The following is a 13,169-nucleotide window of genomic DNA, read 5'->3' on the forward strand; positions in this document are numbered from 1 at the left end:
GTCATAAATAATTTCTTCCCAATATTTTTAGGAAACAGCAGCGTATTTACCTCTAGGTTTTAAATTTTTTGTAGTTGACTCGACGGCTTTATCACGATTTAAAATTTAGACTTTATTGGCCAAGCTATCACACACGTGGGATAGATAGAAGCAACGAACGATCTTTGATGACATTAATGAGAAGTTTGACGAGATAGACCGAGCTGTCGGATATCACCAACTGACGTGCTTGACTACATTTTTAAATTCCTCATTCACGTATTAAAGAACCATAAATTACGATAAACCGATTATAAGTAATTATTACTAGATCTTTATCTAATCTGAATAATTTTAACGGACCGATGACATCCTTGATAAGCTTTTTCAATCCTATAGAATACCAATTGCTGATTTTGCTATTTACTTGATTGGAAAAATAATTTGACAATAAAATTCCTAAATTGCTCAACTTTTTGTTTCACATGAATAGTGGAAAGAGAAAAATAGACTGAATCTACTGCATCTCTTATTGATTAGCAGTATATTCTTTGCAGTTTCGTCCTGGCTTTATGGAGATTTTTCTGACTTCGTTGATAAATATAGCATCTCTAATGCTAAGCGAGCCGCTTTCATCGATGCCCCTCCATCACCTAATTTTTCTTTAATAGGTTTTAATTGGGTTAAACAATGATGACGATAGAGGGAGTCTTCTAATAAATGACAAATTTCGTTGGCAATAGCTTCTGGTGTGGCTGCTTTTTGGATGAATTCCGGCGTCACTCTGGTTTCAGCGATTAAGTTGGATAAGCCAATAAAAGGAACATGAATTAAGTTTTTAACCAGCCAATAAGTGAGAAGAGCAACTTTGTAGATGATAACAAAAGGAACTTGATGTAAGGCAATTTCTAAAGTTACTGTGCCTGAGGTTGCAATGGCTGCGTTGCAAAGTGGTAATATATTGTAGATATTATTTTTGACGACTTTAATATCGGGGAATAAATAATTTCGAATATCATCCATCGATAAATTTGGTGCTAATGGTAATACAAATTGCACCTGTGGCATTCTCTGTTGGATTAGGCGGGCAGCTAGCACGATAACCGGCAATAAACGCCTAATCTCATTATAACGACTACCAGGAAATAAACCAATAATCGGTTTATCAGGTGATAAATTAAATTGTTGGTAAGCTTCTTCCCGGCAGAGCGAAGGTACGGCAATATCAACTAGTGGATGACCGACAAGGTTAACCGGTATATTTTCCCGTTGGTATAGTTTTTCTTCAAAAGCAAATAAAACCGCCATACGATCCACATATTTTTTTATGTTTTTAACACGACCATAGCGCCATGCCCAAGTTTGAGGACTTACATAGTAAAGCACCGGAATACCAGCTTTTTTAGCGTGTTTTGCCATGTGTAAATTAAAACCCGGATAATCAATAAAAATTACTAAATCTGGTGGTGTTTTTTAAAACGATTTTTTAATTCTTGCCTGACAGAAAGAATGACATTTAAATGCTTGAACACTTCAAATAAACCAACAACCGCAAGCTGATTAGCATTGATGAAAATGTTTACGCCTGCATCTCGCATTTGTTTCCCACCAACACCTGTCAGTGAGATAGTTGAATCAAGGGTTTTTAACGATTTTGCTAGATGGGCTCCTAACAAATCGCCGGAAGCTTCGCCAGCGATCATGAGAATCTGTTTGGAAAGTTCAGTCATTTTAAGTCTCTACCGGTAAAATCGAAAATTGTTCATTGGTTCGATGAACAATTAAGGAAATTTCTAAGGCAATTGCTAAGGCAGTTTTACCTGCTTCTCCGGAAACTAATGGCGGCTTTTTATGAATAATGGAATGTAAAAACGCAGAGATCTCATCTAACAGTGCATCACCTTTATTAAATCGTTCTACATGACGGGTGATCTCTGGGATACCGGGAAACATCTCTTGTGTTCCTTTGCGATGGATAGTCATTTTTTTATGATCGAGATCAATTGCAATATAATTATCATGTTGGAAGATGCGTAATTTCCGCTCTATTTTCAGGCTGACACGACTGGCTGTTAAGTTCGCAACACACCCGTTGGTGAATTCGATACGGGCACTCGCAATATCAATATAAGCTGATAGTACAGAAGCACCATTGGCTGAAATATTTTGGATATCTGATTTGACGATCGATTGAATAATATCAATGTCATGAATCATTAAATCTAAAATGACATTTACGTCGCTTCCACGCAATTTGAAGGGCGCCAGACGCAATGATTCGATAAAACGCGGACTGGAGATTAGAGGTTCCACCGCTTTAACTACATTGTTAAAGCGTTCAAGATGACCGATTTGAAGAATGACTTGATTTTTTTGGCTATGGTAACAAGATCATCTGCTTCTTCCAGCGTGGTGGAGATAGGTTTTTCTAAAAGAACGTGAATACCGTTATCTAAAAAAATCGTGCGATCCGATGGTGTAAAGGTGTAGGAACAGCAATGCTTACAGCATCTACTAGTCTTAGTAATGACTGATAATTGATGACTGCCTCCACATTGAGTTCTTTGGCTTTCGAATAACAATGCTCATAATCGATATCGCAAACTGCCACAAGCTCAGTCTGTGGTAAAATGGCATACTTTTCCGCATGATACCGCCCCAAATAACCCACGCCGATGACAGCCGTTCTAATTTTCTCCATTGTTCCATTTGTGCCTTTTATATATCAAAATGAGGCGTAATAGTGGCATTTTTTGCAGAGTGAATCAATAATCAAGATCGATAGGCGTATAAGAGAAGGGAAAAGGAGTATTTAATAGCCTGCAGGGCGGTCGGACATTATCTTGCAAGAAATCTTTTAACATTTTCATGATATGTTTTCTAATAACGTTCAGCGTTTCTCTGGATTGAGGGGCTTGCACAAAGGAAGTGTTAATATAGATTATGAATCAAGTATCGAGATAGGTAAAATCAATCCACGGTAGGATGTTCAATTCATTAACTGAGATTGTGTATAAAGAAAGAGAACAACTACGGGATATTTCTGGCTCGGTCTGGAAACGCATGAGCTTCTTCTTTCCGCATGGGGTCTGATTTCTTCTCCGTAGATCTAAAAAATCAGAAGAGTGAGCCACATTAAAAGGATGAGCTTGTTTCGGTACAGATATGGACACAAGTGCAGAGACATCAATATCGGTTTCGTCACAATATTGTTTGCCTTTCTTGAGCTGACTACTTTGTATATAGCGTTCCGCGATCAGCATAGTAATATCGTTCTTAATTCCTAGGTGATAATTACTTATAACTTACTTCTTTTTCAAGGAAATGGATTTATTTCTTCTGTTTGGTATTATTTTATTAGCGAAAGAGAAGGAGATCTATATAAAATCATAAAATTTATAGAACAGTTCAATTGAATTGCATGAGTAAAATTGATACATTTTTTATTCGGCGAGCTTTATTGCTAGCCAAAGAGGCTGAAAGGAATAATGAAGTACCGATTGGAGCGGTTTTGGTAAAAAAAATGAGATCCTTAGCGAAGGGGCTAATCAACCAATCACTTTAAATGACCCTACTGCTCATGCAGAAATAGTCGCATTACGAAGGGCTACTGCGAAGATTAGCAATTACCGTTTAATTGATACTACGCTTTACGTCACTTTAGAACCTTGTGCTATGTGCTTAGGAGCTATGATTCAGGCACGTATAAAGCGCCTATTTTTTGGTGCATATGACATCCGCGCAGGTGCAGTTACCAGTGTTTTTCAATTATTAGAAGAACCTCGTCTTAATCACCGCATTGATTGGAGAGGAGGTATTTTGGTAGAAGAATGTGCATGGATCTTGAAAAATTTTTTTCAGATACGACGATGAAAGCTGATAAGTATGTTACTGTATTTATACTTGATAATTAGAATTTTTAGGTAGGATTATGTTAGTTTTAATCTAAATTATTTTAAATTTCTTATATATTCAAAAGTTCTTATCTACGAAGCTTGAAATTTTCATCTAAGGACTTTATCCTTTTCGCTGTATTCTTGTCTTCGCTGTGATGGTCTATGGTTTCAGGATTATAGAAGATGAGGAGGTGTAACGAAAGAGTGAAGATAACGGGAGTATGATAAGGAATGGCTGTTTATTCAAGATAGTCGGTCACAGCCATAATGTGAAAATGGCGATATGGTGAATCTAGGGATTATATAGAGATTATAGGTTTTATAGGTTTTTAGTACTCCTTTTTTGCAGAGTGGTAAAAAATGCGGACATAGCGTTGGCATCACTCTATCAGCAACGCCTCGATTTTTTAGCATTTTTAGAAAAGTAGCACTTTAAGATCTTGAAAGTAATTTTGTACTCATCGTCAAAAAAAATTAAAAAGAGAGATTATGCAAACTAGAAAACTATAAAAGTTATTTTAATTTTTAAACAAGTAAAAAAAATAAAAGGGAGCTCACACTCATTTATGAAAACGGTGACGTCATGCGTTAACTTGGAATACGGCTAACTATCCACTATTGTAATCGCTCTATTTCCTGTAGTTTAAGTACATTTATACAATTTTTTAGTTATGACAGAGGGAATCAGGTTCGCTATAGCTCGCCTTCCGTTTTGCCGAGGTATTCGCTTATCTAACCTTTGGAGTTATACTATTGCCGTTTTCGTTTATAGGTAAGGAGTTATTATGGCACCGACGACTGTTTCTGCTGGAAAAGGTATTCACGATTTTAATGTCATTATTGAAATATCGGCAAATGGTGGCGAAGTTAAATACGAATATGACAAAGAATTGCAGATCTTGACTGTGGATCGATTTATGCTGACCTCGATGCGTTATCCTTGTAATTACGGGTTCGTGCCGAGTACGCTTGGAGAAGATGGTGATCCGCTGGATGTGTTAGTATTAACCCCAGCGCCTATACAACCAGGTACATTGATACGGGTGAGAGCTGTGGGTATGATGAAAATGGAAGATGAATCCGGGAATGATAGCAAGATTTTAGCGGTACCTTTGGTAAAGGCTTGTCGCGAATATGAGTATATTCAGTCTTTGAAAGATGTTTCTCCGTTGTTGTTAGATAACATTGCCTGTTTTTTTGAACATTATAAAGAGCTAGAACCTAATAAATGGGCAAAAGTAAAAGGATGGTTTGAGAAAAGCGAAGCTAAAGAAGAATTTGAAGCTAGTTTTAAACGTCTTCAAGAATAATCTGAGAAGAATAATGACCGATCAATCCCTACTTTTTTATGAAAAATCCCTATCAGTAGATTCAGTGCGTCCTCTGTTAAATATAGCATATCGAATGGATGAAACTGAATGTGTCGAATATTTGCTAAACATTATTGATTTTACAACAGAAGTTGAACGTGCTGTGAATCAATTTGCAGAAAAACTAGTTATCAAAATACGCAAACAGGAAAGCAAAAAAGGAGGCATTGAGGGATTGATGTGGCAATATGACTTATCCACTGAAGAGGGTATTGTGTTAATGTGCCTGGCAGAAGCATTGTTGCGCGTGCCCGATAAAGAAACCGAAAATTTATTAATTTGTGACAAGCTCACCAGCGCCACGTGGGAGAAACACGTCGGCGCCAGTGAATCTACATTTGTCAATTTCGCCACGTGGGGGCTAGCTCTTTCAGCGAAAGTGTTAAAAAAAGAAAAAGCCGGGCAATTTAAAACTATTTGGCATAATCTGATCCGAAAAAGTGGAGAGCCTGTTATTCGTAAAGTAGTGCGTGAGGCAATCAAATTATTGGGCGAACAATTTGTATTAGGACGTACCATTAATGAGGCTATTCAACGTTCTCAAAACGCATTGAGAGAGGGATTTCATTATTCTTATGATATGCTAGGTGAAGTGGCGCGAACGCAGGTGGATGCTGATCGTTATTACAATTCCTATTTTCAGGCTATCAGCATGTTAGGCAAAACCCGTTCTGCTGAAAATATTTATGAGGGGCCTAGCATTTCAGTGAAACTGTCTGCTTTATATCCGCGCTATGAATTTAAAAAACGTGAATTAGCCGTGCCTTTTTTAATTAATCGCGCTAAAGAATTGGCGTTACATGCAAAACAACAAAAAATTGGCATGACAATTGATGCTGAAGAAGCGGATCGATTGGATATTTCATTAGATGTTTTTGCAGGATTATTTAAAGATAAGGCTTTTGAAAAATCGGAAGGGTTAGGGTTAGCTGTTCAGGCGTATCAAAAACGGGCTCTACCGTTAATTGAATGGCTTATTGATTTAGCGCACCAACAAAAACGGCGTATTCCTATCCGATTGGTAAAAGGGGCTTATTGGGATTCAGAAATTAAAGTCACGCAAATGGAAGGCTTTGTTAATTATCCTGTTTTTACGCGTAAAGTGAATACGGATATCTCTTACATTGCATGCGCAAAAAAAATGTTAAGCGCACAACGGGCTATTTATCCTCAATTTGCGACGCATAATGCCTATTCTGTTGCAGCTATTTTAACTCTGATGAATCATGATTATGATAATTACGACTTTGAATTTCAAAATCTGCAAGGAATGGGAAAAGCTCTGTATCATTACGTCGTTAATAAATTACATTTGCCCTGCCGTATTTATGCTCCTGTAGGGTACTACGAAGATTTGTTGCCTTATCTAGTACGACGTCTTTTAGAAAACGGTGCTAATAGTTCATTTGTGAATCGGATTGTAGATCAAACCGTCCCTATTTCTCAGATTATTCAAAGTCCATTTCAAAAAGTGGAGTTATTGAAAAAAATTCCTAATCCAAAAATCCCATTGCCAAAAAACATTTTCGGAAAAGAACGCATGAATTCAGTAGGAACAGATCTCAGTAATTTTTCTGAATTAATGCCACTGAATGAAGATATTAAAAAGGCATTGAATAAAACCTGGGAAGCATCACCGTTTTTGCGTGAAATGAAAAATGGCCAGCCAGTTTTTGATCCGTCGGATAATCGCCGGCAAATAGGCGTGATTGAATTAGCTGATGCATCAGATGTGAAAGAAGCTATTGAAGTAGCGTCATTAGCTTTTTCAGCATGGGATCAAAAGGGGATTATAGTGCGTGCCGCTATTTTACGAAGGATGGCCGATTTACTAGAAGAACATCAGGCAGAATTGATGGCCATTGTCATTCGGGAAGGAGGACGAACTCTTTTGAATGCGTTATCAGAAGTACGAGAAGCCACAGACTTTTGTCGTTATTATGCTCTGCAAGCAGAGAAACATTTAAGCGATGTTAAGTTACCAGGCTATACTGGTGAAATTAATGTGCTTCGCATGAATGGGCGCGGTATTATTTTATGTATCAGCCCGTGGAATTTTCCTATTGCTATTTTTACAGGCCAGATTGCAGCGGCATTAGTGACAGGAAATGCTGTTATTGCCAAACCTTCTGGCCAAACTCCTTTAACGGCTGCCAGAGTGACACAACTATTTTATGAAGCTGGCGTACCGAGAAAAATTTTGCAATTGATGCCAGGATTGGGTAGCACTGTTGGACAAGCCTTGATTGAAAGTTCTAAAATTAACGGCATTATTTTTACAGGCTCGGAGGCTACGGCGCGACATATCCAAAAAACGCTTGCTAATCGTTCTGGTCCTATTATACCTTTTGTTGCAGAAACTTCAGGAATTAATGCTATGATCGCCGACTCGACAGCTTTACCTGAACAGTTAGTCCATGATGTTATAACTTCCGCTTTCGATAGCGCAGGACAGCGTTGTTCAGCACTTCGAATTCTATATCTCCAAGATGAAATTGCGGACAATGTGATAAAAATGTTGTCGGGCGCGATGGCAGAAATGAAAATAGGAGACCCGATGTTGTCGTCAACGGATGTCGGCCCTGTCATCGATATTAAAGCACAAAAAACATTACAAAAACATGAAGCTTTTATGCAGCAAGAAGCAAAATTAATTTACAAAGTAGATTTATCACCTGAAACTGGGCACGGTACTTTCGTCGCACCACAAGCTTATGAATTGCCAAGTTTGGATTTGATCACAGGAGAAGTGTTTGGTCCTATTTTGCATGTGCTTCGTTATCGCAAGCGGAATCTGGATAAAGTCATCGATGACATTAATGCGCTGGGTTATGGTTTAACGTTTGGTATCCAAAGTCGCATCGAAGCAACCATCGACCATATCCAAAGTCGCATCCACGCAGGTAATATCTATGTTAACCGAAACGTTATAGGCGCCGTCGTTGGTATCCAGCCTTTCGGAGGGAGTTGGTTGTCAGGCACTGGGCCCAAGGCCGGTGGCCCACATTATTTGCCTCGATTTTGCATTGAAAGTACTCTCACTATTAACACCACTGCTGCTGGCGGTAATACCAGCTTAATGATGATGGAAAGCTGATTATTGATTATTTCTGCTAAAAAGTTTAGTTCGTATTCTACGGTTATTGCACTGAATTATAGAGTAGACACCTAACGTGGCTCGTATTACTTTTAACACGCTTCTTTGCAGAAAAACTAGAAAGAAAGCAGAGAATGAATCCAAAGACTGTAGAGCAGCACACGCGGAGTCTAGAGCTGCAGTCTTGAGTGAACGGGACAAGGTTACTTAGCAGTACTTATCAACTGACATTAAAAACTGAGTTTAAAATTGTGAGTAACTCAAGTGCAAACGGATATTGAACTCATGAAGATTTCTCTAAGCGCAGAAACAATCAGCTTTACGGTGTTTTCGAGTACATGGGTCGCTTTGAAAAGACGAATTCTGAATATTTCCAAGAAGACGTCATGAAAAGTCTAATTCGCGAAATGCTATGCGAAATGATTTATTTTGTCTGTCTTTGGGAATGGTGTTTCTTTTTGTGAAAACAGTAGAAGCAGCGATATTATGTGTAAAATATTTTAAAAATCAATATACTAAAATAAATTCCCAGCTTCTTTCAAATAGATAAAAGTACACGAATCATTTATCAAAAATGTGTGACATGAAAAATTTCAAAGATAATCCACGCAAAAAGCGCTATCTAGTAGTTTACAGTATAAAAAACAGTATAAAAAAGTTCCTTAACCAAAAAGACTAATGTAGTTACGGCAAATCACGAAGCCATTTGTTGAATGGATCGCTTTGGCAGCTCCTATACTATAATAAACCATAAACGCGCCAGAAACAGCTACTTTTCCTATTAATAGTTATAAAATGGACATTAGTCGATAGAGCTCTGGTGGAAGTAATATACTGTCAAGTTTATGTGATATTTCATATAGGATATAGTAAGAGAGGGATTTCTGGCATTGAGAAAAAATAAATTATTCCGTTATTTTTAAAGTAGTTTGTTAGCGATGGATTGGAGCGCGAAGATATTTTTAATATTGAGTTCATTATGTTTTAAGATTTCTGCTTTTATAGTGGGAAGATGAGATGAATTTGAGATGATAAGATGTCACTTTTATTTTTGAGGTTTAATTATGCTATTTTTACAGGGCGCTAACGCCTATACTGCATTTCGCCAACAACAAATTTTCTCCAGTTTACAGCAAAAGGAGCCTAGTATTCGGGCTATTAAAGCGAAATTTGGTTATTTTGTTGATTGTGATGACAGTCGATTAAATAGTAATGATCTAGATCGGTTAGAATGCTTATTGCCTAATGCTTATTTTTGTCATCATTCCCAATCCAGCGAAGATTGCGCCTTTTGGGTCGTGCCTCGAATAGGGACGATTTCTTCTTGGTCATCGAAAGCCACTGATATCGCCAATAACTGTAAAATTCCCGTTAATCGAATTGAAAGGGGAATTTACTATGTTGTGCAAGGAATCTCACCAACTGATGAACAGAGTGCGCAGGCTATCATTTTAGAATTATATGATCCTTTGGTGGAATCCATTTTATTTTCCGCCGATGATTTGGCATTATTATTTGAGTATCCTTTATTTAAAACGTTTAACTCAATCAATCTTCTAGAAAAAGAAGAAATAGCATTAAAAGAAGCTAATCAAAATTTTGGATTAGCTTTAAGTAATGATGATATTAATTATTTATTAAGTGCTTTTAAGAAATTAAATCGTAATCCTACTGACGTTGAGTTAATGATGTTCGCTCAAATAAATTCCGAACATTGTCGACATAAAATTTTCAATGCGGAATGGACGATTGATAGACAACACAAAGATGAATCTTTATTCTCAATGATTCGTTATACGCATAAAACACATCCTGACCAAGTGATGGTAGCTTACCGAGATAATGCGGCGGTTATAAAAGGTTCTACAATGGATCATTTTTCTATTAATCCAGCTAACAATCTTTATGGGATACAAAAAGAGTTCATACACACTGTGCTAAAAGTAGAAACGCATAATCATCCAACTGCTATTTCACCTTTTGCAGGTGCGGCGACTGGCAGTGGCGGCGAAATTCGTGATGAAGCGGCCACAGGACGAGGCGCGCAAAGTCAGGTGGGATTGACCGGATTTTCTGTATCACACCTGAAAATTCCTAGTTTTTTACAACCTTGGGAAATAGAAAAAAGTAAACCGAAATTATTGGCATCTGCGTTAGACATCATGTTACATGGACCCATTGGCGCTGCTTCATTCAATAATGAATTTGGGCGACCGAATGTTTGTGGTTATTTTCGAACGTTGGAATATGGTCAACATGGCTATCACAAACCTATTATGATTGCTGGCGGCATTGGTCATATTCGTCATTCTCAAATTGAAAAAGAAAATTTTGACGAGGGTGCATTATTAATTATTATGGGCGGCCCTGCAATGTTGATTGGGTTAGGTGGGGGTTCAGCTTCTTCGCGAAATAGTGAAGCATTTACAGAATCTTTAGATTTTGCTTCAGTTCAACGATCCAATCCAGAAATGCAACGTCGGGCACAAGAGGTCATTAACGTTTGCACTTCTTTAGGGAGTGATAATCCAATTTTAAGCATCCATGATGTCGGTGCGGGAGGATTATCGAATGCATTGTCGGAATTGGTTTATACTACAGGATGTGGTGGTGAATTTGAATTACGGGATATACCTAGCGTAGAACCCGGAATGACCCCACTTGAAATTTGGTGCAATGAAGCGCAAGAGCGATTTGTGTTGGCTATTAGAGCAGAATCGTTGAGAGTCTTTCATAATATTGCTAAACGAGAACGTTGTCCTTTCGCTGTGGTTGGTCGAGCTACGCGGAATAAAAAGCTAATTGTAAATGATGAGTATTTTAATAATCAGCCTATTAATCTTCCATTATCTTTGTTGTTTAAAGATATCCCGCCTTTGCAATGTGCAGATAAACAGCTTGCGTTGCCATTTCAGCCTGCAGAGAATATTACTTCTTCTCAGGTAGGTTTATTTTCTTATCGGTCAAGCTGCAGAATGATGAAGGGAAACCATGGTGAACAAATTAAGACATGGGATGTCAGCAGTGATTGGATGCAATCTTTCGATGTTAAGAGTACAGATTTGGATTGGTCCAAAGTGGTAAAACGCATTTTGCAATACCCTTGCGTGTCCGATAAAAGTTTTTTAATTACGATTGGTGATAGGACAGTAGGAGGAATGGTCGTCCGAGATCAAATGGTAGGGCCGTGGCAAGTACCCGTATCTGATGTTGCCGTAATCACTCACAGTTTTACAGGATTTCAAGGACAAGCTTTAGCTATTGGTGAGCGGTCCCCCATAGCTATTATTCATCCGGCAGCATCAGCACGGATGGCGATAGGAGAAGCCATCACTAATATAGCCGCCGCTGGATCCATTGAAACACTGTCTCACCTGGTATTATCGGCGAATTGGATGGCTGCAGCAGATGCTCCAGGGGAAGGAGCGGGTTTGTATGAAGCGGTGCGAACCGTTTCCAAAGAATTGTGTCCCGCATTAGGGATTTGTATTCCTGTAGGAAAAGATTCGTTATCTATGAAGACTACTTGGGTGGATGAAGACCAAAATAAAACCGTTACATCCCCCTCTCACTAATTATTACCGCGATAGCACCTGTGATTGATGTACGTAATACACTAACACCCCAATTACAAATAGAAGCAAGAGTAAAAACCAAGTTATTGTTAATTGACTTAGGGGGTGGCGCTAATTCATTGGGTGGATCATGCTTAGCACAAACGTATAATTTATTGGGTCAACAACCACCCGATGTTGATGACCCTATTTTGTTACGTCATTTCTTTGAAGTAATTCAATTTCTCAGTCGAAAAAAATTATTATTAGCCTACCACGACCGCTCTGATGGTGGTTTATTCGTTACAATTTGTGAAATGGCTTTTGCTGGACGTATAGGCGTTACTATTAAGTTAGATTCACTAGGCACTCATCCGATAGCTAGTGCATTTACTGAAGAACTGGGCGCCGTCATTCAAGTCAAAGAAGAAAATGTGGAGGAAATATTCACTACTCTGGAGAAAATTAGTTTAAAAGCCCATGCCCATATTATTGGGGAGACTAATGATTCGGATGAAATAGTGATTAATTTTCAAGAAAAAATACTCTATCAAGAAACCCGCACGACACTCCAAAAGTGGTGGAGCGAAACAAGTTATCGTTTGCAATCCCTTAGAGATAATCCGGACTGTGCCAAGCAACAATTTGATTATTCATTAAACAAAAAAAATTTGGGATTAACCGCGATAGCCACTTTTGATATCGAAGAAGATATTGTTTTACCCTATCTTAACAAAGGCAAACCACCGCGTGTAGCTATTTTACGAGAGCAAGGAATTAATGGTCATCGTGAAATGGCAGCAGCATTTTATTTAGCGGGTTTTGAGAGCGTAGACGTACATATGAGTGATTTATTAAGCGGTGAAGTTAATTTAGTGGATTTTAAGGGACTCGTAGCATGTGGTGGTTTTTCTTTTGGTGACGTGTTAGGAGCCGGTCGTGGATGGGCACAATCAATTTTAATGCATTCCAAAATGCGAGACGAATTTGCTTCATTTTTTCATAATTCTGATCGTTTTGCTTTGGGAATTTGCAATGGATGCCAACTCTTTTCTCATTTGAAATCTTTAATTCCTGGAGCTCAAAATTGGCCAGCTTTCGAGCGCAATACGTCAGAACAATTTGAGGCGCGTTTAGCTTTAGTTGAAATTTCTGAGTCACCATCTATCTTTTTCAAAGATATGGCAGGAAGCCAGTTACCGATCGCTGTTGCTCACGGTGAAGGACGGGCTGTCTTTCAAAAAAAAGGGGGCAACTCATAGAAAATAATAAG

At 38.2% G+C, this 13,169-nt stretch carries 6 protein-coding genes and 2 pseudogenes; 5 read left to right on the forward strand and 3 right to left on the reverse strand.

All coding sequences use genetic code 11. The features are described from left to right. Positions 1-549: 549 nt before the first annotated feature. The 3 genes and pseudogenes from lpxB to LG660_RS04160 form a co-directional block, all read right to left on the reverse strand. A pseudogene (gene lpxB / locus LG660_RS04150) lies at positions 550-1,709 on the reverse strand (lipid-A-disaccharide synthase). A 1-nt stretch (position 1,710) separates the two neighbouring features. After that, positions 1,711-2,680 (reverse strand): annotated as a pseudogene (locus LG660_RS04155) (Gfo/Idh/MocA family protein). Between the two features lie 247 nt (positions 2,681-2,927). Continuing rightward, complete coding sequence (locus LG660_RS04160; protein WP_258267389.1) at positions 2,928-3,242, reverse strand: hypothetical protein; 315 nt, start codon at positions 3,240-3,242, stop codon at positions 2,928-2,930. A gap of 292 nt (positions 3,243-3,534) precedes the next feature. On the opposite strand from LG660_RS04160, the gene LG660_RS04165 reads away from it, so the two are divergent. The 5 genes from LG660_RS04165 (at position 3,535) to LG660_RS04465 (ending at position 13,158) form a co-directional block, all read left to right on the forward strand. Continuing rightward, on the forward strand, positions 3,535-3,852 hold the full coding sequence (locus LG660_RS04165; RefSeq protein ID WP_258267750.1) for a nucleoside deaminase: 318 nt from the start codon (positions 3,535-3,537) through the stop codon (positions 3,850-3,852). 808 nt (positions 3,853-4,660) lie between these two features. Further along, positions 4,661-5,185, forward strand: coding sequence for an inorganic diphosphatase (gene ppa, locus LG660_RS04170; RefSeq protein WP_258267390.1), 525 nt, complete (start codon positions 4,661-4,663; stop codon positions 5,183-5,185). Between the two features lie 13 nt (positions 5,186-5,198). Further along, on the forward strand, positions 5,199-8,342 hold the full coding sequence (gene putA, locus LG660_RS04175; RefSeq protein WP_258267391.1) for a bifunctional proline dehydrogenase/L-glutamate gamma-semialdehyde dehydrogenase PutA: 3,144 nt from the start codon (positions 5,199-5,201) through the stop codon (positions 8,340-8,342). 1,064 nt (positions 8,343-9,406) lie between these two features. After that, a complete protein-coding gene (purL, locus tag LG660_RS04180) occupies positions 9,407-11,917 on the forward strand; it encodes a phosphoribosylformylglycinamidine synthase (RefSeq protein ID WP_373566685.1) in 2,511 nt (836 codons plus the stop codon). Between the two features lie 20 nt (positions 11,918-11,937). Continuing rightward, positions 11,938-13,158, forward strand: coding sequence for a phosphoribosylformylglycinamidine synthase subunit PurQ (locus LG660_RS04465; RefSeq protein WP_373566686.1), 1,221 nt, complete (start codon positions 11,938-11,940; stop codon positions 13,156-13,158). Positions 13,159-13,169 lie beyond the last annotated feature (11 nt).

This window comes from Coxiella-like endosymbiont (assembly GCF_024730665.1).
Classification (GTDB): domain Bacteria; phylum Pseudomonadota; class Gammaproteobacteria; order Coxiellales; family Coxiellaceae; genus Coxiella.